We start from the raw sequence: 23,273 nt of genomic DNA on the forward strand, positions 1-23,273 counted from the left end.
CCGATCAAGCCGCTGCCGCACCTGTCCCCCGCATCCTACGGCGACCGTCGTCGCAGGCCATTGTGGGAGGATCGGTCTATCCAGCCGTACAACGTCGCACCCACGAGGAGCGTGCCCATGTCGTCGAATCCGGTCGCCGAGACCGTCGCCTCGCTGCTGCCACGGGCGAAGGCGGAGCTGACCGAACTGGTCGCCTTCAAGTCGGTGGCGGACTTCGCGCAGTTCCCGAAGAGCGAGAGCGAGGGTGCCGCGAACTGGATCGCCGACGCGCTGCGCGCCGAGGACTTCGTGGACGTGGCCATCCTCGACACCCCCGACGGCACACAGTCGGTGTACGGCTACCTGCCGGGCCCCGAGGGTGCAAAAACGGTTCTGCTCTACGCGCACTACGACGTGCAGCCGCCGCTGGACGAGGCCGGCTGGGACACCCCGCCGTTCGAGCTGACCGAGCGGGACGGCCGCTGGTACGGCCGCGGGACCGCCGACTGCAAGGGCGGTGCGATCATGCACCTGCTCGCGCTGCGCGCCCTGAAGGCGAACGGCGGCATCCCCGTGCACGTGAAGGTGATCGTCGAGGGCTCCGAGGAGCAGGGCACGGGCGGTCTGGAGCGGTACGCCGAGCAGCACCCCGAGCTGCTGAGGGCGGACACGATCGTCATCGGTGACGCGGGCAACTTCCGCGTGGGCCTGCCGACGGTGACCACCACCCTGCGCGGTATGACGCTGGTCCGGGTCCGGATCGACACCCTCGCGGGCAACCTGCACTCGGGCCAGTTCGGCGGCGCCGCCCCGGACGCGCTGGCCTCGCTGATCCGCGTCCTGGACTCCCTGCGCGCGGAGGACGGCTCGACCACGGTCGACGGCCTCGACGCCACGGCGCAGTGGGACGGTCTCGAGTACACCGAGGAGCAGTTCCGCAAGGACGCCAAGGTGCTCAACGGGGTCGGTCTGATCGGTGACGGCTCGGTGGCCGACCGCATCTGGGCCCGCCCGGCCGTCACCGTCCTCGGCATCGACTGCCCGCCAGTGGTGGGCGCCACCCCGTCGGTCCAGTCGAGCGCCCGCGCCCTGATCAGCCTGCGGGTGCCGCCGGGCGTCGACTCGGCCGAGGCCACCAAGCTGCTCCAGGCCCACATCGAGGCCCACACTCCGTGGGGCGCACGGGTGAGCACCGAGCAGATCGGCCAGGGCCAGGCGTTCCGCGCCGACCCCTCCAGCCCGGCTTACCAGGCGATGGCCGACGCGATGGCGGTCGCCTACCCGGGCGAGACCATGCAGTACGCCGGCCAGGGCGGCTCCATCCCGCTGTGCAACACCCTCGCCGTCCTCTACCCGGAGGCGGAGATCCTGCTGATCGGCCTGAGCGAGCCGGAGGCACAGATCCACGCGGTCAACGAGAGCGTGTCCCCCGAGGAACTGGAGCGGCTTTCGGTCGCCGAGGCACTGTTCCTGCGGAACTACGCGGCGGGCTGAAGTCCTCTGCTGACAGCAGAGCGCCCTCGCCCGACGGCGGGGGCGCTGCCTAGCGTCGGCGCATGGACGTCATCGAACTGCTCCCCCGCCTCCACCTCCTGCGCTTCCCGGTCGGCCAGGCCTACCTCTGGCACGATGACACGGAGTCCACGCTGATCGACGCGGGCTCGATCGGCGCGGGCCGCACGATCGCCGACGCGCTCACCGCGCTGGGCCGCGCCCCCAGGGACGTACGACGGATCGTGCTGACCCATTTCCACGAGGACCACGCGGGCGGGGCGGCCGAGTTCGCCGCGCTCAGCGGCGCCGAGGTACTGGCCCACGACCTGGACGCGCCCTTCGTCCGGGGTGAACTCCCCGGCCCGCCCCCGCAGTTCGAGGACTGGGAACTCCCCATCCACGCGGAGGTGTCCAGGCACCTTCCCCAGGGCGAGCCGGTGCGCCCGCGCAGCGTCACTCCCGTGTCCGACGGTGACGTGCTCGACTTCGCCGGCGGCGCGCGGGTCGTCCATGCACCGGGGCACACGGACGGCAGCATCGCCCTGTTCCTTCCCGGCGAGGGCGTGCTGTTCACCGGTGACACGGTGGCGGCCTCGCCGGTCGACGGAGCGGTGATGCCGGGCGTGTTCAACCTCGACCGCCCCCAACTCCTCGGCTCGTTCCACCGGTTGGCGACCCTCGACTCGGACGTGGCCTGCTTCGGGCACGGTGACCCGGTGGTGGGCAGGGCCGCGGCCGCACTCCGGAAAGCGGCGGACAGCCACCCGGCCACCGGCTGATCATGGGGGCATGACCTTCCCCGAACGCCTCGCCGCCCACACCCGCATCGCCCGTTCCCTCGCCCCGCTGGGCGACCGGGAGCTGGCCGAGCTGGTCGCGACGGGCGAGCCGCTCGGCACGGGCATCGGCGGCAGAGCCGTACGCCTCCTGGTCGACGGCCGGCCGGTGTTCGTGAAGCGGGTGCCGCTGACGGACCTGGAGCGACTGCCCGAGAACGCGCGGTCGACGGCGAACCTGTTCGGCCTGCCGTCGTACTGCCACTACGGCATCGGCAGCCCGGGATACACCGCCTGGCGGGAGTTGGCCGCGCACACGCTGACCACGGAGAGTGCGGCGGCCGGAGGGTTCCCTGGCTTTCCGCTGCTGCACCACTGGCGGGTCCTGCCCGACGAGCCCCAGCCTCTCCCCGACGAACTCGCCGACGTGGAGCGGGCCGTGGCCTACTGGGGCGCGGGCGTGCGGGAACGCCTCGAAGCTCTGCGGACGGCCTCCGCGAGCCTGACCCTGTTCCTGGAGCACGTCCCGCACACCCTGCACGACTGGCTGGAAGCCGAACTGCGCACGGACCGCGCGGACGCGGCGTGCACCTGGGTGGCGGAGAGCCTGACGGAACTGACCGATGCGCTGGAGTCGTACCGACTCCTGCACTTCGACGCCCACTTCCGCAACATCCTGACCGACGGCCGCAGGCTGTACCTCACCGACTTCGGCCTCTCACTCGGATCCGCCTTCCAACTGGACGACGAGGAGCGGGAGTTTCTCGACCGGCACCGGAACTACGACCGCGTCTACACCGTCTATCACCTGGTGATCTGGCTCGTCACCGCGCTGTACGGGTACGGCCGGGAGAAACGCGAGGAGTACATCCGGGCGCTGGCCGCCGGTGTCCGGCCCGAGGGCATTCCCCGGGCCGCCGCCGAGCTGCTGACCCGCTACGCGCCCGTCGCCGCCGCCATGGGCGACTTCAGCCGGCCGCTCGTGCGGGAGAGCCGGCTGACCCCGTACCCGGACGCCGAACTGAGCCGCGCCTACGACGACTCGATGCGCTCGGCGTAGTGGCAGGCCACCGGGTTCACGCCGGGCGGATCGTGGAGAGCGGCTCGGTCCAGGACATCTGTGGGCGAGGACATCCGTAGAAGAGCCAGGGCGGGATTCCCCGCCGACATCACGGACGCGGCGGGGATCCGGGGGCGTCAGAGTGTGTCAGGCGGCCTGTCCGGCGACCGGCACGCCGGCCTCCAGATAGAGCGCGGCGCCTCGTTCGCGGGCCCGTAGCGCCCAGCGCAGCCGCTCGTAGCGGACCGGCGGCAGCATGTCGGCGGCCTCCTGTTCGGTCGCGAAGCGCCAGGCGCGCAGCTCAGGCCCCGGCAGCAGCACCCGGGCCGCCGCAGCGGTGTCCAGCCGGCCGCCGTCGAAGAGCAGGCGCAGCCCGCCGAAACCGGGGGGCACGGGACGCTCCCAGTCCACGACGAGCAGCCGGGGCACCTCCTGCAGCCTTATCCCGGTCTCCTCGGCGACCTCGCGCATACCGGCGCGGGCAGGGGCCTCGCCGCGCTCGACGACCCCGCCGGGGAACTCCCAGCCGGGCTTGTAGGTGGGGTCGACGAGCAGCACCCGGTCCTGCTCGTCGAAGAGGAGCACGCCGGCGGCGAGGGTCTCGGCGGTGGGCTCGGGGGTCTGCACGATGTCACAGGGGGCCACGGTGCCGCTGCCGACGGCGTCGGCGATGCGGACGGCGGTCTCGTACGGGGTGAGCGTGCTGGTGTCCACGAGGTGGGCGTCGGCGGTGAGCCAGGCGGCGAGGGCGGCCCGGTAGGGCTCGATGTGGTCGTACGCCCACTGCCGCCGGCGCATCTCGCCGTCGGGCAGGTCCGGCGGGATCTCCCGCTCGGCTATCCGCTCGCGCAGGATCGTTTCCGCCGGGGCGAGAAGCACATGGCGTACGGCGATCCGGCGGGCGGCGAGGCCGCCGAAGATCTCGTCGCGGTACTCCTGGCGCAGCAGGGTCATGGGGACCACCAGGATCCCGCCCAGCTCGGCGAGCATGGCGGCCGCCGTGTCGATCACGAGCCGGCGCCAGATCGGCAGGTCCTGGACGTCGCCGACCTCGGCGAGGCGCTTGGGCGGCAGCAGGTGCGAGAGCGCTCCACCGATGACCTCGGGGTCGAAGAGCGCGCTGTTCGGGATCAGTTCGATCAGTTCCCGTGCGGTGGTGGTCTTCCCCGCGCCGAACGCGCCGTTGATCCAGACGACGGTCACGGACTCCCCCTCTTCTGTTGGCCCCCTGTGGCTTGCCCGCTCCACCCTGCCACGGAAACCACATCCAGTTGAGGGCGCGCACACGCGCGTGCCGGTGCCCCTCGCGTCGGGGACACCGGCACGGGGTCCGGGCACCGGGCCGGGCTACTCCCGCCCCTGCGCCTGGTCGTCCACGGCGAAGCTGTCCTGGCTGACGATGTGGTCGACGTGGTCGAGGGTGCCGGAGACGTTGAGGTCACCGAGCGGTCCCTTGTCCGCGGAGTGCGAGGGGGTGACGGCGGCCACGACGAATCCGGTGGCGAGGGTGGCGATGGCGAGCATGCTGCGCTTCTTCATGCCCTGGATCAACTGCGGAACCGTCCGGGAGTCACGCGGATCACCGCGATTCCCCGGCAAGGTCACGAGGACGGCGAACCCCCTTGGCCAAGCGTCCGGGAGCGGCGGTCGCTACGGAAACCCGGTGGCCGCAGTGATCACGGCGTCGGTATCGTCCTGGTCCCGGCCCGCCGGAAGCAGGCGGACCACGACCAGGAGAACGACAGCCATGACCAGCCCCCGCCCGACGACCACCCTCTGGCGCCCCACCGGCCCCGAGGAGCTGGACCTGGTCCGGGAGCTGGACTGGAGAGCCTGGCCTCCGCGACTGCCGGAGCAGCCGATCTTCTACCCGGTTCTCAACGAGGACTACGCGATCAGGATCGCCCGGGACTGGAACGTCAAGCACAGCGGCGCCGGGTTCGTCACGCGCTTCGAGGTCGACACGGAGTTCCTCGGCCGCTATCCCGTCCGACAGGCCGGCGGCGAGACGATCCTGGAGCTGTGGGTGCCCGCCGAAGAGCTGGACGAGTTCAACGCCCACATCGCGGGCCGGATCGAGGTCGTGCACGAGTTCCGGTGAGGCCGCAGGAGGCCCGGCGATCCAACAGAACCGAACGCCCGGCCTCTCCACCCTCTCCCAAAACGCCCTGCCGTCAAGGGGATTGACGGAATATCGAACAACTTTGACGCGCCTCTTCCAACACACTCCGACACGTCCTACCGTAAGCGCGCACCGGTGACACGTACATGCCGTCATCCCACCTTGCGCGAGTCGGAGGAACGTCAACGATGCGTCACCCTCACACCCGCACCACCCGGACCACCCGCCGAAGAGTGGCCGGAGCGCTCACCGCGGGGCTGCTGTGCACGGCGGGCCTGGCCGCCCCCGCCGTCGCGGCCCCCGCCCGGCACCCCGTCGTCGCCCCCTCGCCGGCCGACGACCTCGCCCTCACCCCGCCCATGGGCTTCAACAACTGGAACTCCACGCACTGCCGTGCCGACTTCAACGAGGCCATGGTCAAGGGGATCGCGGACCTCTTCGTGGCCAAGGGGCTGAAGGACGCCGGCTACCAGTACGTGAACCTCGACGACTGCTGGGCCCTGCCGAACCGGGACGCCGAGGGCAAGCTGGTGCCGGACCCGGCCCGTTTCCCGAACGGGATCAAGGCCGTCGCCGACTACGTCCACAGCAAGGGCCTCAAGCTCGGCATCTACACCAGCGCCGGCTTCAAGACCTGCAACAGCGCGGGCTTCCCGGGTGCGCTCGGCCACGAGTACAGCGACGCACAGCAGTTCGCCGACTGGGGCGTCGACTACCTCAAGTACGACAACTGCAACAACCTGGGCGTCGACGCCAAGCTGCGCTACCGGACCATGCGTGACGCCCTCGAGGCGACCGGCCGGCCCATTGTCTACAGCATCTGCGAATGGGGCGAGAACAAGCCCTGGGAGTGGGCGTCGGACGTCGGTCACCTGTGGCGAACTACCGGTGACATCAGCGACAGCTGGGGTTCGATGCTGTCGATCCTCAAGCAGAACCTGCCGCTCGCGCCGTACGCCGGGCCCGGCCACTGGAACGACCCCGACATGCTGGAGGTCGGCAACGGCGGGATGACGGACACCGAGTACCGCTCGCACTTCTCCCTGTGGTCCGTCATGGCCGCGCCCCTGCTCATCGGCACGGACCTGCGCAAGGCCTCGCAATCGACCTTCGACATCCTGGACAACAAAGAGGTCATCGCCGTCGACCAGGACCCGCTGGGCAAGCAGGGCACGGTCGTCTCCTCCGGGGGCGGACGCTGGGTGATCGCCAAGGAGATGAAGGACGGCAGCCGCGCCGTCGCCCTGTTCAACGAGTCCGGCACCGCTCAGCGGATCGCCACCACCGCGGCAGCCGTCGGCCTGCCCGACGCTCCCGCCTACACCCTGCGCGACCTGTGGCAGCACCGCAGCTACAACACCGCGGGCACCCTCGCGGCCACCGTCCCGGCCCACGGCACGGTCCTGCTGCGGGTCGCGGCCGACCCGGACTGGGCCGTCAACCCGCCCGCCGCGGAACTCGGCCTGGACTCAAGCCCGTTCGTGGAGGCGGGCACCCCGGCCACGCTGACCACCGCCGTCACCGATCTCGGCCGGACATCCGCGCGCCGGGTGTCCGTGTCACTCACCGGCCCGGACGGCTGGACCGTACGTGCCACCTCGGCGACCACGGCCACCGCCCTCACCACGGGCAAGTCGCTGCGCACGGGCTGGCGGGTCACCGCCCCCGCGGGGACGCCGACCGGTTCCTACGGCCTCACCCTCAAGGCGAGTTACCGCTCACCCACCGGAGAGAACGTCACCAGCACCCTCCCGCTGACCGCGACCGTCGTGCTGCCGCCGCCCACCGGGACGTCGTACCTCAGCGATCTGCCCTGGTTGTCGGCGGCCGGCGGCTGGGGGCCGGTCGAGCGCGACACCAGCAACGGGGAGAGTGCCGCGGGCGACGGTCACCCCATCACCCTGGGCGGCGTCGCGTACGCCAAGGGGCTGGGCGTCCACGCGGACAGCGAGGTCTCCTTCTACACCGGCAAGACCTGCGAGAAGGTCACCGCGGACGTCGGCGTGGACGACGAGAAGGGCACGAAGGGCACCGTCGCCTTCGAGATCTGGGCGGACGGCACCAAGGCCGCCTCGACCGGCGTACTGACCAACGCACAACCCGCCCAGCCGCTCAACGCCGACGTCACCGGCGCCCAGGTGGTCCGCCTCGTCGTCACCGACGGCGGAGACGGCATCGACTCGGACCACGCGGACTGGGCGAACGCACGGCTGACCTGCTGACCGCGGCTCGGAACGCGGGCGCCGGGCTCAGCCGCTGACCACGGCTCGGATCGCGGGCGCCGGGCTGCGCTGCTGACCGCCGCTCCGAACGCGTACGCCGTGCCCAGCCGCTGACGGTGGCTCCGAACACGGACGCCGGACTCAGCCGCTGACCGTGGCTCCGCACGCCCACGCCAAGGTCAGCCGCCGAGCCGCCCTCAAACCCCTGCTGCGGTCGCGTCCGGCCTACGGGCCAACGCGGCCGCGGTGGCACCGATGAGACCCGTGCCCGTGCCGGTGCCCGTGCGCACGACCGTGGCCCTCAGCCGCCAAGCCGCCCTCGAACCCCCGCCGCAATCGCATCCGGCCTACCGGCCAACACGGCCAACACGGCCGCCACGGCGCCAACCAGACCCGCACCTGTACCCGTACCCATCCGCGCAGGCGTCACCGTAAACCGCCCGCCCCCAGACCCCCGCCGCAGTCCCGCCCGGCCCAAGAGCCAACATGGCCGCCGCAGCGCCAACCAGACCCGCACCCGCACCCCTCCGCGCAGGCGTCACCGCCGGCCGCCCAACCGCCCTCAAACCCCCGCCGCAGTCGCATCCGGCCTGAGAGCCAACGCGGCCGCGGCAGCGCCGACCAGACCCGCATCGGTACCCATCTGCGCAGGCGTCACCGTGAGCCGCTGGACGAAGGAGAGGGTCGCGTAGTCGGCGAGGGCCTTGCGCAGGGGGGTGAAGAGGATGTCGCCGGCCTTGCCGACACCCCCGCCGATCACCGCGATGTCGATCTCCACCAGGGTCGCGGTGGCCGCGATGCCGGCGGCCAGGGCCTGGGCGGCCCGCTCGAAGGAAGCCACGGCGACCGGGTCGCCCTGCCGGGCGGCGGCGGCGACCGCCGCGGCGGAGGTGTCGCCGTCCGGGCCCGGCCGCCAGCCCTGCTCCAGGGCGCGGCGGGCGATGTTGGGGCCGCTGGCGATGCGCTCGACGCAGCCGCGCGAGCCGCACGGGCACGGGTCGCCGTCGAGGTCGACGCTGATGTGCCCGATGTGCCCGGCGTTGCCGGTCGGGCCGGGATGCAGCTGCCCGCCGAGGACCAGGCCGCCGCCGACGCCGGTGGAGACCACCATGCACAGCGCGTTGTCGTGGCCGCGGGCGGCGCCCTGCCAGTGTTCGGCCGCGGTGATGGCCACCCCATCGCCGATCAGCTCGACCGGCAGCCCCCCGGTGGCTGAGCGCACCCGCTCGACCAGCGGAAAGTCACGCCAGCCCGGCACGTTCACGGGGCTGACGGTGCCCGCGGAGGCGTCCACCGGGCCCGCACTGCCGATGCCTATGGAGCCGGCGCGTCCCCACAGGGGTGACCCGGCGAGGTCACCGAGCACCTCCTCGACGGCCCGCATGACCGTTTCGCCGTCCTGCTGCGCGGGCGTCGCACGCTGTGCGCGTGCCTGGATCCGTCCGTGACCGTCCACCAGAGCGCCGGCGATCTTGGTGCCGCCGATGTCCAGGGCCGCCACGAGGTCGGTGTACATCAGTGTCAGATCTCCCCGTTGAACCTTGAATAACCAGAAAGAGGCAGGCCGGTCCAGCGGTGGGGGCGCAGGCCGGAGACAGCGGTAGACAGTGTCTCGCGGATCTGACAACGTTGTCCAGGCTCTATGCTCGACGCCACATCCTCATACAAACCACGGATCTACGCACCACCCCCGTGGACAACCCGGACGACAGGACAGGACGCCGCATCGTGCCCGAGACCAGCCGCCGCGCAGATCGCCCCGCAGACCGTCACTCCGGGTCGCGTTACGGCAACCGTCCCACGATGAAGGACGTGGCCGCGCGCGCCGGGGTCGGCCTGAAGACGGTGTCCCGTGTGGTCAACGGCGAGCCCGGCGTCACCCCGGACACCGAGCGCCGCGTCCAGGAGGCCATCGACGCGCTCGGCTTCCGCCGCAACGACAGCGCGCGCGTCCTGCGCAAAGGCCGTACGGCCAGCATCGGCCTGGTCCTGGAGGACCTCGCCGACCCGTTCTACGGCCCGCTGAGCCGCGCGGTAGAGGAGGTGGCCCGGGCCCACGGCGCCCTGCTGATCAACGGCTCCAGCGCCGAGGACCCGGACCGGGAGCAGGAGCTGGCGCTGGCGCTGTGCGCCCGGCGGGTGGACGGTCTGGTGGTGATCCCGGCCGGGGACGACCACCGCTACCTGGAGCCGGAGATCAGGGCGGGCGTGGCCACCGTGTTCGTGGACCGCCCCGCCGGGAAGATCGACGCCGACGTCGTGCTGTCGGACAACTTCGGCGGCGCCCGCGACGGCGTCGCCCACCTGATCGCGCACGGCCATCGCCGCATCGGGTTCATCGGCGACATGCCCCGCATCCACACCGCGGCCGAGCGCCTGCGCGGCTACCGGGCCGCCATGGAGGACGCCGGGATACCGGTCGAGGAGCGGTGGATGTCGCTCGGGGCGACGGACCCGGCGCGGGTGCGCCGGGCGGCCGAGGAGATGCTCGCCGGCCCCTCCCCCGTCACCGCGATCTTCGCGGGCAACAACCGGGTGACGGTCACCGTGATCCGGGTCCTCGCCGAGCAGTCCCGCCCGGTCGCCCTCGTCGGCTTCGACGACATCGAGCTGGCCGATCTGCTCCAGCCGGGTGTCACGGTCGTCGCCCAGGACGCGGCCGCCCTCGGCCGGACCGCCGCCGAGCGTCTCTTCCGCCAGCTGGACGGCACCCTCGTCGCGCCCGAGCGCATCGAGCTGCCGACCCGGCTCGTCACCCGCGGCTCGGGCGAGCTGCCGCCCGCGGACTGAGCCGCCCGTGACCGGTGACGTCGGCCGCACCCTGGCGGAACTCGGCCTCGCCGGGGCACCCCGCGACCATCCGCTGACCTATCCGGGCGCCTGGCCCGCCGACTCCGGGCTGCTGCGCGGCGACCGGATGCTGCCGCTGGACCGGTTGGTGCACGAGGACCGGACGCCGGTCCTCGCCGTCGGCTCCAACGCCTGCCCGGGCCAGCTGCGCCACAAGATGGACGAGTCCGGGATCGACGCGGCCATCCCGATGGTGCGGGCGCGGGTGACCGGCATCGACGTGGGCGTCTCCGCCCATGTGAGTGTGCTGGGCTACGTCTCCGCCTCGCCCGTCAGGTCCGCTTGCTGCTTACGGGAGTTGTTCGTCATCTGGCTGGACCCGCGGCAGCTGGCGGTGATCGACGCCAGCGAGCCGCACTTCCGGCGGGCCTGGCTGCCCGCACCGGACGTGCGGATCGAGCTGCCGGACGGCTCTGCGCTGACCGGCGCGTTCGCCTACGTCAACCGGCACGGCGTGCTGCACGACGGCATGGGCACACCCCGCCGGCATCCCGGGCAGCGTCCGCTGCTCACCGAACTCCTCGTGGCATCAGCCCTGTTGCGTGCGTTGTTCGGAGTCACACCGGAGGAGTTCTGCGCGCGGGCCCGCGCCGACGCCGCGCTGTGCGCGCGGGGCACCCGGCTGTTCGCCGAGCACGCGTGGGTGACGGAGTCGGGGCTGGAACCGTACGCGCACGGCCGGCCGTAACCCACACCTGCCCGTCGGCGGCGCCGGCTGCGTTCGGTGCGGCCGACGACTGCTCGGGGTGTTGCCCGCCGGTCAGGGGTGACGGGGCGGGCGTGGGCTCACGGGACCAGGTTGAAGGGCACGACGACGCTGCACCGGGGCGGCTCGTCCTGTCGCGGGAGGCCGCTACTTCGCCGAGGCCGCTACTTCGCCGAGGCCGTCAGGTCGCCGCGCCGGGGTGCCGCGAAGCCCTCCAGGTCGGCTCGGGTCAGGCCGGTGAGGCGGGCGACCTCGGCGATGTCGAGGGCGCCGCAGTCCAGGCCGCGCAGCAGGTAGCCGCCGAGGGCCTTGGCGGTGGCGGGCTCGTCCATGACGTCGCCGCCGGCGCGGTTGGCGTAGCGGGCGAGGCGGGCGGCCGCCTGCTCGAAACCTTCGCGGTAGAAGGCGAAGACGGCGGCGTAGCGGGTCGGGATGTGGCCGGGGTGCATGTCCCAGCCCTGGTAGTAGGCGCGGGCGAGCGCGCGCCGCGTCAGGCCGTAGTGCAGGCGCCAGGCGTCGTGGACCTTCGCGCTCGGGCCGACCGGCAGCACGTTGGTGGAGCCGTCCGAGACGCGTACGCCGGTGCCCGCTGCGGCGACCTGCATGATCGCCTTGGCGTGGTCGGCGGCGGGGTGGTCGCTGGCCTGGTAGGCGGCGGAGACGCCGAGGCAGGCGCTGTAGTCGAAGGTGCCGTAGTGCAGGCCGGTGGCGCGGCCCTCGGCGGCCTGGATCATGCGGGCGACGGTCGCGGTGCCGTCGGTGGCCAGGATGGACTGGCTGGTCTCGATCTGGATCTCGAAGCCGAGCCGCCCGGACTCCAGGCCGTGCACCTTCTCGAAGGCCTCCAGGAGGCGTACGAACGCGCCGACCTGCTCGGCGTACGTCACCTTCGGCAGGGTCAGCACCAGCCCCTCGGGCAGGCCGCCGGCCTCGATCAGCGCGGTGAGGAAGACGTCGAGGGTGCGGATGCCCCGGTCGCGTACCGCGGCCTCCATGCACTTCATGCGGATGCCCATGTACGGGGCCGCCGTGCCGTTCTTGCAGGCCTCGGCGATCAGACGGGCGGCGCGGGCGGCCGTCTCGTCCTCCTCGGCGTCCGGGCGGGGGCCGTAGCCGTCCTCGAAGTCGACGCGCAGATCCTCGATCGGCTCGCGCTCCAGCTTTGCGCGGACTCGGGAGTAGACGGGCTCGGCGAGGTCGTCGGACAGGCCGAGGACGGCCGCGAACGAGGCCGCGTCCGGGGCGTGCTCGTCGAGGGCGGCGAGGGCCCGGTCGCCCCAGGAGCGGATGGTGTCGGCGGCGAAGGCGTCACCGGGGACGTACACGGTGTGGACGGGCTGCCGCGTGCCGGGGTCTCCGGGGTAGCGGCGCTCCAGTTCCGCGTCGACCGGCGCGAGGGAGGCGCTGATCTGCTCGCTGACGGCGCCCGCGAGGCTCGTCGCCACCTTCTCCTGCTGACCCATTCCCACACCCTCCATGTTTCCGCTCTACGGAATCAACAATCCGTAGAATGAAGTTATCCGGGGACCTTCGAGATGGTCAACACCATGTCCACGCGACGCCGCTGCGGCACACTTTCTTGCGCACGACTCGCCCGGCCGTTCCACCGAAGGAGCCTCCGTGTCGAACCGCAGCCGAGTCACGCGCCGTCTGGGTCTCAAGGCCGCACTGCTCGCGGCCGTCACCACTCCCCTGTCCAGTACAGCACTGCCCGCCCCGTCCGCCTCGGCGCGGGAGCACCGGGCCCGCCCCCTGGGGATCATGTCCTTCAACCTGCGCTTCGCGAGCACCGCCGAGCCCAACAGCTGGGCCGTCCGCAGACCGGTGATGAGCACACTGCTGCGCCGCGAGCAGCCCCATGTCATCGGCACCCAGGAAGGCCTCTACCAGCAGCTGCGCGACATCGACGCCGACCTCGGACCGCACTACGACTGGATCGGCACCGGCCGCGAGGGCGGCAGCCGCGACGAGTTCGCGGCGGTCTTCTACGACACCCGGCGCCTGTCCCCGGTCGAGCACTACACCTTCTGGCTCTCCGACACCCCGGAAGTGATCGGCTCCAACACCTGGAGAGCCGCGTTCCCGCGCATCGTCACCTGGGTCCGCTTCCGCGACCTGCACGACGGCGGACGGGAGTTCTACGTCCTGAACGCCCACTTCGACCACGCGAGGCAGTCCGCGCGCGAACGCAGCGCCGCCCTCATGGCCCAGCGGATCGCCGGCCTCGACCGCTCCCTGCCGGTCGTGGTGACCGGCGACTTCAACGTCGCCGCGCACCGGAACCGGGTATACGACACGATGCTCGGCGCCGGTCTCGTCGACACCTGGGAGACCGCCGCCGAGCGCGGCGCGCTGTACGGCACGTTCCACGGCTACAAGCCGCTCGTCCCGAACGGCGACCGCATCGACTGGATCCTGTCCACGCCGGGGGTCACGACCCGGCGGGCGTCGATCAACACCTTCTCCAGGAACGGCCGGTTCCCGAGCGACCACCTGCCCGTGCAGGCCTGGATCACCCTGGGATGAGCAGAGGCCCCCGTGACCGGCGCGCGGTCACGGGGGCCTCGTACGGCCTGGCGGCGATCAGCCCTTGCGGGTCTTGATCTCCTCGGTGAGCTGCGGGACGACGTCGAAGAGGTCGCCGACGACGCCGTAGTCGACCAGGTCGAAGATCGGGGCCTCGGGGTCCTTGTTGACCGCCACGATCGTCTTCGAGGTCTGCATACCGGCACGGTGCTGGATCGCGCCGGAGATGCCGTTGGCGATGTACAGCTGCGGCGAGACCGACTTACCGGTCTGGCCGACCTGGTTGGTGTGCGGGTACCAGCCGGCGTCCACCGCGGCGCGCGAGGCACCGACGGCCGCACCGAGCTGGTCGGCGAGCGCCTCGATGATCGAGAAGTTCTCGGCACCGTTGACGCCACGGCCACCGGAGACCACGATCGCGGCCTCGGTCAGCTCCGGACGACCCGTCGACTCGCGGGCGGTGCGGCCGGTGACCTTGGTGCCGGTGGCCTTGTCCGAGAAGGACACGGCCAGGGCCTCGACGGCGCCGGCGGCCGGGGCGGCCTCGACGGCGGCCGAGTTCGGCTTGACCGTGATGACCGGGGTGCCCTTGATGACGCGGGACTTGGTGGTGAAGGAGGCGGCGAACACCGACTGGGTGGCCACCGGGCCCTCGTCGCCGGCCTCCAGGTCGACGGCGTCGGTGATGATGCCGGAGCCGATGCGCAGCGCCAGACGGGCGGCGATCTCCTTGCCCTCCGCGGAGGACGGCACCAGCACGGCGGCCGGGGAGACGGCCTCGTAGGCGGCCTGCAGGGCCTCCACCTTCGGGACGACCAGGTAGTCGGCGTACTCGGACGCTTCGTGCGTGAGGACGCGGGTCGCGCCGTGCTCGGCGAGCGCGGCGGCGGTGTCGGCGGCGCCGTTGCCCAGCGCGACGGCGACGGGCTCGCCGATGCGGCGGGCCAGGGTCAGCAGCTCCAGGGTGGGCTTGCGGACGGCACCGTCCACGTGGTCGACGTAGACGAGAACTTCAGCCATGGGAACGGATCTCCTTGCGGATTACGAAGTCTGAGGGGCGGTCAGGCTGTCGAGCCTTAGATGAACTTCTGGCTCGCGAGGAACTCAGCGAGCTGCTTGCCGCCCTCGCCCTCGTCCTTGACGATGGTGCCGGCCGTGCGGGCCGGACGCTCGGCCACGGCCTCGACCTTGGTGAACGCACCCTCGAGACCGACCTCCTCGGCCTCGATGTCCAGGTCGGACAGGTCCCAGGACTCCACCGGCTTCTTCTTGGCCGCCATGATGCCCTTGAAGGACGGGTAACGCGCCTCGCCCGACTGGTCCGTGACGGAGACGACGGCCGGCAGGGAGGCCTCCAGCTGCTCGCTCGCGGCGTCGCCGTCGCGGCGGCCCTTGACCGTGCCGTCCTCGACCGAGACCTCGGAGAGCAGGGTGACCTGCGGGACGCCCAGACGCTCGGCCACCAGGGCCGGGACGATACCGGCGGTGCCGTCGGTGGAGGCCATGCCGGAGATCACCAGGTCGTAGCCGGCCTTCTCGATCGCCTTGGCCAGCACCAGCGAGGTGCCGATGGCGTCGGTGCCGTGCAGGTCGTCGTCCTCGACGTGGACGGCCTTGTCGGCACCCATGGACAGCGCCTTGCGCAGCGCGTCCTTGGCGTCCTCCGGGCCGACCGTCAGGACGGTGACCTCGACGTCGTCGTCCGAGTTCTCGGAGATCTGCAGCGCCTGCTCGACCGCGTACTCGTCCAGCTCGGAGAGCAGACCGTCCACGTCGTCGCGGTCGACGGTCAGGTCATCGGCGAAGTGCCGGTCGCCAGTGGCGTCGGGCACGTACTTCACAGTGACAACGATCCTCAAGCTCACGCCGGCTCTCCTACTGCATCGTCATTTCCGGGCTGCCTCTTGCAGGCAGCATAGGCGCCTCAAGCGGCCGATCCCGGTCGGGGCGTCCGCGCGCTCCGACCGAAATATTACTCGTCAGTACACCCAGTTCATGCCCGCTAAGCAAGCGCTTTGAACTGTGACCTTCGCAACGCAGCGTAACCGGAACTCGACGGCTTCGCAGGCCGGGAGAGGCGTGATCAATCCCGCAGGCCGTTGAAGCGGCCCTGGTGGTAGAGAAGGGGACGCCCCGCACCCGTGGAGTCGCCGAGGACCACCTCGGCGAGCACGATGCGGTGCTCACCGGCCGGTACGCGGCCGACGATCCGGCAGACGAGCCAGGCCAGCACGTCATCCAGGACCGGTACGCCGTTCGGGCCCTCCCGCCAGACCGTGGGCGCGCCGAAGCGGTCGGCGCCGCTGCGGGCGAAGGTGGCGGCCAGGTCGCTCTGGTGCTCTCCGAGTATGTGGATGCCGACGTGCTCGGTCTCGGCGACGGCGGGCCAGCTGGAGGCGCCCGTGCCGATACCGAAGGAGACGAGCGGGGGGTCGGCGGACACGGAGGTGAGAGAGGTGGCGGTGAACCCGACCGGGCCCGAGGCACCGCGCGCGGTGATCACGGCGACACCGGCGGCGTGCCGGCGGAAGGTGGAGCGCAGCAGGTCGGGCGAGGCGAGCTGGAAGGTGCCGAGTTCGGGCGAGGCCGTCATGGAATTGTCCTTCTGCGAGGGGTGACGAGCGGGGTCGGTGCTGTTCAACAGCGCGGACAGCGCGCGCTCGACGTGCGGACCAGGGCGCCTTCATGAAGGTGTCCCCGTCCGAGGAGAAGGAGTTCGGTCGGCATAGGGTCAGGCTGACGATAGGTGGCGTGCACAGTCAAGTTCGTTCCGGGATCTGGGAGATGCCTCACCGTGCACCCGAGGGCCTCACACCGCCTGCCCCAGGGCCGCGATCACGTCGGCCTTGCGGGGCTGTCCGGTGGCGCGTCGCACCACCCGGCCGTCCGCGTCGAGGACCAGCACGGTGGGCGTTTTGAGGATCTCCAGCTCGCGTACGAGGTCCAGGTGGGCCTCGGCGTCGATCTCGACGTGGGTGACGCCGGGGACCATTGCGGCGACCTCGCCGAGGACGCGCCGGGTGGCCCGGCAGGGTGCGCAGAAGGCGCTGGAGAACTGCACGAGCGTGGCCCGCTCCCCCAGTTCACCGCCCAGCTCGGCCGCTCCGATCCGCCTGCCGTCGTCCCGCCCGCGCACCCGCACTCTCCCACTCCGCCGCTTGTGCAGCACTCCGTAGGCGCTCGCCACGGCGAGCACCGCCACGCACACCACCAGTCCGGTCATCATCCGCACCAGCATTCATGAGACTGCAAAGATTCCCCCCTCCCGATGGAGTTTCCGTTGCGGAATGCTTGATTCATGGAGATCGATGCGAGGGGGCCCCGCTTCACGGCTGCCGTGACGACCGTCGTGCTGGCGGTGGCGCTCGTCACGCAGAGCGCCTGGGTGCTGGGCTGGCAGACGCTGACGTTCGCGCTCGGCGCGGCGGGCGGAGTGGGCCGGTCGCCGTACGGTCGGCTGTTCCGGACGGTGGTGCGGCCGCGGCTCGGACCGCCGACGGAGTTCGAGGCGCCGGAACCGCCGCGGTTCGCACAGGCGGTCGGGCTGGTGTTCGCCGGGCTCGGGCTCGTCGGATTCACGCTCGGCCCGGCCTGGTTGGGGCTCGCCGCGACCGGCGCCGCGCTCGCCGCCGCCTTCCTCAATGCCACGTTCGAGTACTGCCTGGGGTGCGAGTTGTTCCTGCTCGTGAAGAGACTCACGGTACGCGCAGAGTGATGCGGACTTGAAGAACCGAGGCGGGGCATTAGGCCGACGTGACGAGGATCTCGCCGCCGCGAGGCACCAGGACTGGCTACCGGTCCGTTCTTCGGGCACGATCTGCGAGACGCCGTAAACCTACGGCTGCGTAACTTTCCCGCCGGGAGCCCCCCTTTCCCGAGCAGAGCAGAAAGGGCCCACCCCGCCCATGGCAGAGCTGGTCTACCGTCCCGTCGTCGGTCTCGCCAAGACGCTGTTCAAGGCCTGGGACCTGAAGATCGACTGCCAGGGGTCGGAGAACATCCCGCGCTCGGGCGGTGCCGTCCTGGTGAGCAATCACATCAGCTACCTGGACTTCATCTTCAACGGCCTGGCGGCCCTGCCGCAGAAGCGTCTGGTGCGCTTCATGGCGAAGGAGTCCGTCTTCCGGCACAAGGTGTCCGGGCCGCTGATGCGCGGGATGAAGCACATCCCGGTGGACCGCAAGCAGGGCGAGGCCGCCTTCGCGCACGCGCTGGACTCGCTGCGCTCCGGCGAGGTCATCGGGGTGTTCCCGGAGGCCACGATCTCGCAGTCCTTCACCCTGAAGAGCTTCAAGTCGGGCGCGGCCCGCCTCGCCCAGGAGGCGGGCGTCCCGCTCGTCCCGATGGCGGTGTGGGGCACGCAGCGGCTGTGGACCAAGGGGCACCCGCGCAACTTCAAGCGCAGCCACACCCCGATCACCATCCGGGTCGGCGAGCCGGTCGAGGCCCCGCGCGACCAGTACGCGGGCGCCATCACCCGCCGCCTGCGCGAGGGCGTCCAGGAACTGCTGGAGGCCGCCCAGCGCGCCTACCCCGCACGCCCGAAGGGCGCGGAGGACTCCTGGTGGCTCCCGGCCCACCTCGGTGGTACGGCACCCACGGCCGAGCAGCTGCGGGCGGCCCAGGCGCACTGACGCGGCCGATCCCCCGTCACTCAGAGCCGGGAGATCAGCGAGTACCACGAAGCGTCGGTCAGGCGGGAGCGCCGGCCGACGCCGGAGCGTGTACCTCGATGCGGGCGCCGGGGCTGAACTTCTCCAGCAGCTCGGCGAGTTCGGCGGCCGCCGCCTCCGCCTCCGGGACCGGCATCGGGGCGAGGGTCTCCAGCAGGAACAGGCCGGAAACCGTCTCCTCGGTGAGCCGGGTGCGCGGGCCCTGGCGCCAATTCCAGCGACGGCAGGTCACACCGGCCTCGTCGCGCCACACGACCTCGCCCGCGTCGGGGTGTTCGACGGCCTCCTCGCCGCCCGCGACCGTCACGAAGTCCTCCTCGCCTGTGGCGCGCACGAGCCGCATCTCGCCCTGGATGCGGTCGATGTCCTCGCCGCCGACGGGGACCAGGTGGGCGACGCTGATGGCGTTGTAGAGGTCCACGAGCAGGTTGATCCGGGGCAGGCCGCCGTCGGCGAGAGCCCGCTTGGCCAGTGCCTCGGCCGAGTTGCGGGTGCGCGACGGCTTGGAGCCGAAGGCGGCGTACGTCTCCCGCCAGGCGGCCATGTGCGGGTCCTCGTGCGGCGCTCGTCCGTCCAGGCGGGCGGCCAGCCGGCCGGCCGCCTCGTCCAGCAGCGCCGAACTCGCTTCGGTGCTGGGCCCGTTGACCAGGTCGTACGCCTCGATCACGACATGGGTGAAGCCGGGCGCGAGCGCACGGACCTCGTCGGACACGGTGAGAAGGAGCGTCATCTGCCTCGCCTCAGAGAGTGCTGGGGAGCGTCTTCCACAGGGCCGACCGGTCCGGGGCCGCTTTCAACGCACTGAGGACGGCCGGGTGCGGTTCAGCGTACAAGGCCGGGTAGTCCACCTCATTGGACGCCGGGTCGGGGATCCAGGCCAACTGCTCGCCCTCCAGGGAGAACCGGGCGTCCACGCCCGCCTTGTTGCCTCGCGGGTCCTGCCGGTGCCAGGCCCCGTGGAAGCGTACGGCGACCAGGCCGTGCACGGCATGACCGCTGCCGTCGTCGTGCATGAGCCGCTGGTAGCACAGGGCGGTGGGGATGTCCTCGGCCCGCAGCAGGGCCGCCAGGGCGTGCGCCTTGGCGTAGCAGATGCCCGTGCGCCGCTCCAGCACGTCCGAGGCACGCCAGGTGACGCGCGGGTCGTCGGCGTCGGCGGAGTGCGGGATGGTGTCGCGGACGAACTCGTAGGCGGCGCGCGCATAGGCATACGAGTCCGCGACCCCCTCGGCCAGCAGGGCGGCCGTCTCCCGCACCACGGGATGGTGATGGTCGATGACCTCGTCAGCAGCCAGGTAAGCGGACAGGTCGGCGGCGTTCTGGATCAGCTCCATGGCCGCAGAGCATAGGAATGCGGTCACCCGACAGTCAATGACTTTTCAGGAGACCGCATACCTATGCATATTCGGGGGCTAGCGCGCCATCTCCTCCTTGAGCGCCGCCACGAACGTGTCGACGTCTTCCTCCGTGGTGTCGAAGGAGCACATCCAGCGCACGACGCCCGCGGCCTCGTCCCAGAAGTAGAACCGGAACCGCTTCTGCAGCCGCTCGCTCACGTCGTGCGGGAGCTTGGCGAAGACACCGTTCGCCTGCACCGGGTAGAGGATCTCCACCCCGTGCACCGCGCGGACACCCTCGGCCAGCCGCTGGGCCATCTCGTTGGCGTGCCGGGCGTTGCGCAGCCACAGGTCCTTGGCGAGCAGCGCCTCCAGCTGCACCGACACGAAGCGCATCTTGGAGGCGAGCTGCATGGACATCTTGCGCAGATGCTTCATGCGGCCGACGGCGTCCTGGTTGAGGACCACGACCGCCTCGCCGAACAAGGCGCCGTTCTTCGTCCCGCCGAGCGAGAGGATGTCGACGCCGACCGCGTTGGTGAACGTCCGCATGGGCACGTTCAGGGACGCGGCCGCGTTGGCTATCCGCGAGCCGTCCAGGTGCACCTTCATGCCGTGCGCGTGGGCGTGCTCGCAGATCGCCCGGATCTCCTCGGGCGTGTAGAGCGTGCCCAGCTCCGTGCTCTGGGTGATCGAGACGACCTGCGGCATCGCGCGGTGCTCGTCCTCCCAGCCCCAGGCCTGCCGGTCGATCAGCTCGGGGGTGAGCTTGCCGTCGGGCGTGGGCACGGTGAGCAGCTTCAGGCCGCCCATGCGCTCGGGGGCGCCGCCCTCGTCGACGTTGATGTGCGCGCTCTCGGCGCAGATCACCGCGCCCCAGCGGTCGGTGACCGCCTGGAGCGCGACGACGTTCGCGCCGGTGCCGTTGAAGACCGGGAAGGCTTCCGCGGTGGCTCCGAAGTGGCTGCGGATGATCCGCTGGAGGTTCTCGGTGTAGTCGTCCTCGCCGTACGCCACCTGGTGGCCGCCGTTGGCCAGGGCCAGGGCGGCCATCACCTCCGGATGCGCCCCGGCGTAGTTGTCGCTGGCGAAACCGCGGACCTGCGGGTCGTGGTGGCGACGCGCGTCGGTCCTGGGAGGGTTCACGGCTTCTCGGTCAGCCACAGACGGTTTCCGTTCACTTCGGCGGCGGACTTGCTCCAGACGCCTTCGATGGCCTCGGCCAGGTCCTTGACATCCGTGAAGCCCGCGAACTTCGCGTTGGGGCGTTCGGCGCGCATCGCGTCGTGCACCAGCGCCTTCACCACCAGGATGGCAGCCGCCGAGCGCGGACCCTCCTCGCCCCCGGCCTTGCGGAAGCCGTCGGCCATGGCGAGCGTCCAGGCCTCCGCGGCGGCCTTGGCCGCGGAGTACGCGGCGTTGCCCGCGGTGGGCTTCGACGCGCCGGCGGCGCTGATCAGCACGTACCGGCCGCGGTCGCTGCGCTGCAGGCCGTCGAAGAAGGCCAGGGAGGTGTGCTGGACGGTGCGGACGAGCAGCTTCTCCAGCAGGTCCCAGTCGCCCAGGTCGGACTCGGCGAAGTTCGCGCTGCCGCGCCAGCCGCCGACCAGGTGGACCAGACCGTCGATACGGCCGTGGTCCTTCTCGATGCGCGCCGCCCACTCACGGGTCGACTGCAGGTTGAGCAGATCGACCGTCTCGCCGGTGACCGTGGCACCGCCGCCCGCGTAGCGGGCCGCGTCCACGGCCTCCGCCAGCCGCTCGGGGTTGTTGTCGGCACCGACGACCACCGCACCGGCCCCGGCGAGCCGGACCAGCGCCGCATGCCCGGCGGGTCCGCCCGCACCGGCCACCGCGATCACCGCACCACTGAGAGACCCGTTGTTCCCCACGTTCTTCCCCTCTTGAACAGTCTTCTGGACGCGGCCGCTCACGCGGCGAGCCGCTCGGCGCTGTCCGCCGTGATGCCCTTGGTTGAGGCGATCACATTCTTCAGCTTCTTGGACAGGGCCTCAAAGAACATGCTCAGCGGAAACTCGTCCGGAAGCACGTCGTCGACGAGCTTGCGCGGCGGCTGGGTCAGGTCCAGGGCGTCAGGACCCTTGGCCCACTTGGAGCCGGGGTGCGGGGCGAGGTAGGTGGAGACCAGCTCGTAGCCCGCGAACCAGTGCACGAGCTTGGGGCGGTCGATGCCGTCCCGGTACAGCTTCTCGATCTCGGCGCAGAGCTGGTTGGTGATCTGCGGGGCGCGCTCCCAGTCGATGGTGAGCTTGTTGTCGGTCCAGCGGATGACGTCGTGCTGGTGCAGGTAGGCGAAGAGCAGCTGACCGCCGACGCCGTCGTAGTTGCGCACGCGGTCGCCGGTGAGCGGGAAGCGGAACATGCGGTCGAAGAGCACCGCGTACTGCACGTCACGGGCCTGCTGGACGCCGTCCGCCTGGAGCTTCACGGCCTCCTTGAAGGCGGTGAGGTCGCAGCGCAGCTCCTCCAGGCCGTACATCCAGAACGGCTGGCGCTGCTTGATCATGAACGGGTCGAACGGCAGGTCGCCGTGGCTGTGGGTGCGGTCGTGGACCATGTCCCACAGCACGAAGGCCTCTTCGCAGCGCTTCTGGTCGTGGACCATCGCGGAGATGTCCTCGGGCAGCTCGACACCGAGGGTGTCGACGGCGGCCTCGGTGACCCGGCGGAAGCGGGCGGCCTCGCGGTCGCAGAAGATGGCGCCCCAGGTGAATCGTTCCGGCGCCTCGCGCACGGCGACGGTCTCCGGGAAGAGGACGGCGGAGTTGGTGTCGTACCCGGCCGTGAAGTCCTCGAACGTGATGCCGCAGAAGAGCGGGTTGTCGTACCGGGTGCGCTCCAGCTCGGCCAGCCAGTCCGGCCACACCATGCGCAGCACGACCGCCTCGAAGTTGCGGTCCGGGTTGCCGTTCTGCGTGTACATCGGGAAGACGACCAGGTGCTGCAGACCGTCCGCGCGGCCCGCCGCGGGCTGGAACTCCAGCAGGGAGTCGAGGAAGTCCGGCACCTGGAAGCCGCCCTCGGCCCAGCGGCGCAGGTCCTTGACGAGGGCCTCGTGGTAGGCGACGTCGTGCGGAACCAGCGCGGAGAGCTGCTGGACCCCGGCGACGACACGCTCCACTGCCGCCTCGGCCTCGGCTCGCTGCGGGGCGCCCTCGGCCTCGAAGTCGATCGATCCGTCCTTCGACTGCCATGGCCGGATCTGCTCCACGGCATCCTTGAGCTCGGGCCAGGCCGGGTGCTCAACGACCCTGGTCAGCGAAGGAACCTGTCCCTCGGTACCCGCCTGCACAAGAATTTCCGTCATGTCCCATCCTCCACGGGAGAACCTCGCGTCAGGACACCGTATGCATACCCAGTTTCTCCCAGCAAGAGGCAGCTCGGGAAATTATTCTGCCGAGCCGCATGGTCACCGACATTTTTCCTGTCTGAAACCGTGACGGCGGTCACTTTCGCCGCGATCTCGGAGTATGGGCGACTGCGGAGGGATCGATCAGATCCAGCCGG

Annotated in this window: 23 protein-coding genes; 10 read left to right on the plus strand and 13 right to left on the minus strand. The window is 71.1% G+C overall.

All coding sequences use genetic code 11. From position 1 onward, the window contains the following. Window positions 1-117 precede the first annotated feature (117 nt). From ACFYZZ_RS21180 to ACFYZZ_RS21190, 3 genes are all read left to right on the plus strand, one after another. Window positions 118-1,473, plus strand: a complete 1,356-nt coding sequence (locus ACFYZZ_RS21180) for a dipeptidase (RefSeq protein ID WP_389177991.1) — start codon at window positions 118-120, stop codon at window positions 1,471-1,473. A gap of 62 nt (window positions 1,474-1,535) precedes the next feature. Beyond that, window positions 1,536-2,252, plus strand: coding sequence for an MBL fold metallo-hydrolase (locus tag ACFYZZ_RS21185; protein WP_389177994.1), 717 nt, complete (start codon window positions 1,536-1,538; stop codon window positions 2,250-2,252). Window positions 2,253-2,262: 10 nt separating this feature from the next. Continuing rightward, window positions 2,263-3,309, plus strand: a complete 1,047-nt coding sequence (locus ACFYZZ_RS21190) for a protein kinase family protein (RefSeq protein ID WP_389177997.1) — start codon at window positions 2,263-2,265, stop codon at window positions 3,307-3,309. 147 nt (window positions 3,310-3,456) lie between these two features. Here ACFYZZ_RS21190 and ACFYZZ_RS21195 read toward each other — a convergent pair whose 3' ends face one another. Both ACFYZZ_RS21195 and ACFYZZ_RS21200 read right to left on the minus strand, forming a co-directional pair. Beyond that, window positions 3,457-4,512 (minus strand): NUDIX domain-containing protein, encoded by a 1,056-nt coding sequence (locus ACFYZZ_RS21195; RefSeq protein ID WP_389177999.1) that lies wholly within the window; start codon window positions 4,510-4,512, stop codon window positions 3,457-3,459. Between the two features lie 144 nt (window positions 4,513-4,656). Continuing rightward, entirely contained in the window at window positions 4,657-4,848 is a 192-nt protein-coding gene (locus tag ACFYZZ_RS21200) for a hypothetical protein (protein WP_389178002.1), read from the minus strand. Between the two features lie 208 nt (window positions 4,849-5,056). Between ACFYZZ_RS21200 and ACFYZZ_RS21205 the strand changes: the two genes are divergently transcribed. Continuing rightward, entirely contained in the window at window positions 5,057-5,410 is a 354-nt protein-coding gene (locus ACFYZZ_RS21205; protein WP_389178005.1) for a hypothetical protein, read from the plus strand. Window positions 5,411-5,619: 209 nt separating this feature from the next. Further along, entirely contained in the window at window positions 5,620-7,653 is a 2,034-nt protein-coding gene (locus tag ACFYZZ_RS21210) for an NPCBM/NEW2 domain-containing protein (RefSeq protein ID WP_389178008.1), read from the plus strand. A gap of 562 nt (window positions 7,654-8,215) precedes the next feature. Here ACFYZZ_RS21210 and ACFYZZ_RS21215 read toward each other — a convergent pair. Further along, window positions 8,216-9,169 carry an ROK family protein gene (locus ACFYZZ_RS21215; RefSeq protein WP_389178011.1) on the minus strand — a complete coding sequence of 318 codons (954 nt, stop codon included), beginning with the start codon at window positions 9,167-9,169 and terminating at the stop codon, window positions 8,216-8,218. 212 nt (window positions 9,170-9,381) lie between these two features. On the opposite strand from ACFYZZ_RS21215, the gene ACFYZZ_RS21220 reads away from it, so the two are divergent. Together ACFYZZ_RS21220 and ACFYZZ_RS21225 are read left to right on the plus strand one after the other, a co-directional pair. After that, window positions 9,382-10,443 carry a LacI family DNA-binding transcriptional regulator gene (locus tag ACFYZZ_RS21220; RefSeq protein ID WP_389178014.1) on the plus strand — a complete coding sequence of 354 codons (1,062 nt, stop codon included), beginning with the start codon at window positions 9,382-9,384 and terminating at the stop codon, window positions 10,441-10,443. Window positions 10,444-10,450: 7 nt separating this feature from the next. Then, window positions 10,451-11,191 carry a hypothetical protein gene (locus ACFYZZ_RS21225; protein ID WP_389178016.1) on the plus strand — a complete coding sequence of 247 codons (741 nt, stop codon included), beginning with the start codon at window positions 10,451-10,453 and terminating at the stop codon, window positions 11,189-11,191. A gap of 182 nt (window positions 11,192-11,373) precedes the next feature. Here ACFYZZ_RS21225 and ACFYZZ_RS21230 read toward each other — a convergent pair whose 3' ends face one another. Further along, window positions 11,374-12,672 carry a DUF6986 family protein gene (locus tag ACFYZZ_RS21230; RefSeq protein WP_389178019.1) on the minus strand — a complete coding sequence of 433 codons (1,299 nt, stop codon included), beginning with the start codon at window positions 12,670-12,672 and terminating at the stop codon, window positions 11,374-11,376. Between the two features lie 157 nt (window positions 12,673-12,829). On the opposite strand from ACFYZZ_RS21230, the gene ACFYZZ_RS21235 reads away from it, so the two are divergent. Continuing rightward, window positions 12,830-13,735, plus strand: a complete 906-nt coding sequence (locus ACFYZZ_RS21235) for an endonuclease/exonuclease/phosphatase family protein (protein WP_389178022.1) — start codon at window positions 12,830-12,832, stop codon at window positions 13,733-13,735. Window positions 13,736-13,792: 57 nt separating this feature from the next. Here the strand turns inward: ACFYZZ_RS21235 and ACFYZZ_RS21240 are convergent, their stop codons facing one another. The 4 genes from ACFYZZ_RS21240 to ACFYZZ_RS21255 all read right to left on the minus strand — a co-directional run bounded on the left by ACFYZZ_RS21240 (window position 13,793) and on the right by ACFYZZ_RS21255 (window position 16,958). Beyond that, window positions 13,793-14,755, minus strand: coding sequence for an electron transfer flavoprotein subunit alpha/FixB family protein (locus tag ACFYZZ_RS21240; protein WP_386575116.1), 963 nt, complete (start codon window positions 14,753-14,755; stop codon window positions 13,793-13,795). A gap of 56 nt (window positions 14,756-14,811) precedes the next feature. Then, window positions 14,812-15,600 carry an electron transfer flavoprotein subunit beta/FixA family protein gene (locus ACFYZZ_RS21245; RefSeq protein WP_389178025.1) on the minus strand — a complete coding sequence of 263 codons (789 nt, stop codon included), beginning with the start codon at window positions 15,598-15,600 and terminating at the stop codon, window positions 14,812-14,814. A gap of 218 nt (window positions 15,601-15,818) precedes the next feature. Then, window positions 15,819-16,328: a flavin reductase family protein gene (locus tag ACFYZZ_RS21250; protein WP_389178028.1), complete on the minus strand. Its 510-nt coding sequence runs from the start codon at window positions 16,326-16,328 to the stop codon at window positions 15,819-15,821. Window positions 16,329-16,544: 216 nt separating this feature from the next. Beyond that, window positions 16,545-16,958: a thioredoxin family protein gene (locus ACFYZZ_RS21255; RefSeq protein WP_389178272.1), complete on the minus strand. Its 414-nt coding sequence runs from the start codon at window positions 16,956-16,958 to the stop codon at window positions 16,545-16,547. 75 nt (window positions 16,959-17,033) lie between these two features. Between ACFYZZ_RS21255 and ACFYZZ_RS21260 the strand changes: the two genes are divergently transcribed. Together ACFYZZ_RS21260 and ACFYZZ_RS21265 are read left to right on the plus strand one after the other, a co-directional pair. Continuing rightward, window positions 17,034-17,450: a DUF4395 domain-containing protein gene (locus ACFYZZ_RS21260; RefSeq protein ID WP_389178031.1), complete on the plus strand. Its 417-nt coding sequence runs from the start codon at window positions 17,034-17,036 to the stop codon at window positions 17,448-17,450. 190 nt (window positions 17,451-17,640) lie between these two features. Further along, window positions 17,641-18,369 (plus strand): lysophospholipid acyltransferase family protein, encoded by a 729-nt coding sequence (locus ACFYZZ_RS21265; RefSeq protein WP_389178033.1) that lies wholly within the window; start codon window positions 17,641-17,643, stop codon window positions 18,367-18,369. 58 nt (window positions 18,370-18,427) lie between these two features. Here ACFYZZ_RS21265 and ACFYZZ_RS21270 read toward each other — a convergent pair whose 3' ends face one another. The 5 genes from ACFYZZ_RS21270 to ACFYZZ_RS21290 form a co-directional block, all read right to left on the minus strand. Continuing rightward, window positions 18,428-19,138, minus strand: a complete 711-nt coding sequence (locus tag ACFYZZ_RS21270; RefSeq protein ID WP_389178035.1) for a B3/4 domain-containing protein — start codon at window positions 19,136-19,138, stop codon at window positions 18,428-18,430. Between the two features lie 10 nt (window positions 19,139-19,148). Beyond that, window positions 19,149-19,742 (minus strand): transglutaminase domain-containing protein, encoded by a 594-nt coding sequence (locus ACFYZZ_RS21275; RefSeq protein WP_389178038.1) that lies wholly within the window; start codon window positions 19,740-19,742, stop codon window positions 19,149-19,151. Window positions 19,743-19,820: 78 nt separating this feature from the next. Next, window positions 19,821-20,891 carry a threonine aldolase family protein gene (locus tag ACFYZZ_RS21280; RefSeq protein ID WP_389178041.1) on the minus strand — a complete coding sequence of 357 codons (1,071 nt, stop codon included), beginning with the start codon at window positions 20,889-20,891 and terminating at the stop codon, window positions 19,821-19,823. Continuing rightward, a complete protein-coding gene (locus ACFYZZ_RS21285) occupies window positions 20,888-21,679 on the minus strand; it encodes an SDR family NAD(P)-dependent oxidoreductase (RefSeq protein ID WP_389178044.1) in 792 nt (263 codons plus the stop codon). Before ACFYZZ_RS21285 ends, ACFYZZ_RS21280 begins: the two co-directional genes overlap by 4 nt. Beyond that, the gene (locus ACFYZZ_RS21290; protein WP_389178047.1) at window positions 21,676-23,073 is read right to left on the minus strand and encodes a DUF6421 family protein; all 1,398 of its coding nucleotides are present in this window, start codon (window positions 23,071-23,073) and stop codon (window positions 21,676-21,678) included. The genes ACFYZZ_RS21285 and ACFYZZ_RS21290 overlap by 4 nt, the downstream gene beginning before the upstream one ends. Window positions 23,074-23,273 lie beyond the last annotated feature (200 nt).

Source organism: Streptomyces sp. NPDC001816 (genome assembly GCF_042892235.1).
In the GTDB taxonomy this organism is placed as follows: domain Bacteria; phylum Actinomycetota; class Actinomycetes; order Streptomycetales; family Streptomycetaceae; genus Streptomyces.

Coding starts and splice junctions, on each gene's coding strand:
- ACFYZZ_RS21180 (WP_389177991.1), top strand. CDS start 118: ATGTCGTCGAATCCGGTCGCCGAGACCGTCGCCTCGCTGCTGCCACGG.
- ACFYZZ_RS21185 (WP_389177994.1), top strand. CDS start 1,536: ATGGACGTCATCGAACTGCTCCCCCGCCTCCACCTCCTGCGCTTCCCG.
- ACFYZZ_RS21190 (WP_389177997.1), top strand. CDS start 2,263: ATGACCTTCCCCGAACGCCTCGCCGCCCACACCCGCATCGCCCGTTCC.
- ACFYZZ_RS21200 (WP_389178002.1), bottom strand. CDS start 4,848: ATGAAGAAGCGCAGCATGCTCGCCATCGCCACCCTCGCCACCGGATTC.
- ACFYZZ_RS21205 (WP_389178005.1), top strand. CDS start 5,057: ATGACCAGCCCCCGCCCGACGACCACCCTCTGGCGCCCCACCGGCCCC.
- ACFYZZ_RS21210 (WP_389178008.1), top strand. CDS start 5,620: ATGCGTCACCCTCACACCCGCACCACCCGGACCACCCGCCGAAGAGTG.
- ACFYZZ_RS21215 (WP_389178011.1), bottom strand. CDS start 9,169: ATGTACACCGACCTCGTGGCGGCCCTGGACATCGGCGGCACCAAGATC.
- ACFYZZ_RS21230 (WP_389178019.1), bottom strand. CDS start 12,672: ATGGGTCAGCAGGAGAAGGTGGCGACGAGCCTCGCGGGCGCCGTCAGC.
- ACFYZZ_RS21240 (WP_386575116.1), bottom strand. CDS start 14,755: ATGGCTGAAGTTCTCGTCTACGTCGACCACGTGGACGGTGCCGTCCGC.
- ACFYZZ_RS21250 (WP_389178028.1), bottom strand. CDS start 16,328: ATGACGGCCTCGCCCGAACTCGGCACCTTCCAGCTCGCCTCGCCCGAC.
- ACFYZZ_RS21255 (WP_389178272.1), bottom strand. CDS start 16,958: ATGACCGGACTGGTGGTGTGCGTGGCGGTGCTCGCCGTGGCGAGCGCC.
- ACFYZZ_RS21260 (WP_389178031.1), top strand. CDS start 17,034: ATGGAGATCGATGCGAGGGGGCCCCGCTTCACGGCTGCCGTGACGACC.
- ACFYZZ_RS21265 (WP_389178033.1), top strand. CDS start 17,641: ATGGCAGAGCTGGTCTACCGTCCCGTCGTCGGTCTCGCCAAGACGCTG.
- ACFYZZ_RS21270 (WP_389178035.1), bottom strand. CDS start 19,138: ATGACGCTCCTTCTCACCGTGTCCGACGAGGTCCGTGCGCTCGCGCCC.
- ACFYZZ_RS21275 (WP_389178038.1), bottom strand. CDS start 19,742: ATGGAGCTGATCCAGAACGCCGCCGACCTGTCCGCTTACCTGGCTGCT.
- ACFYZZ_RS21290 (WP_389178047.1), bottom strand. CDS start 23,073: ATGACGGAAATTCTTGTGCAGGCGGGTACCGAGGGACAGGTTCCTTCG.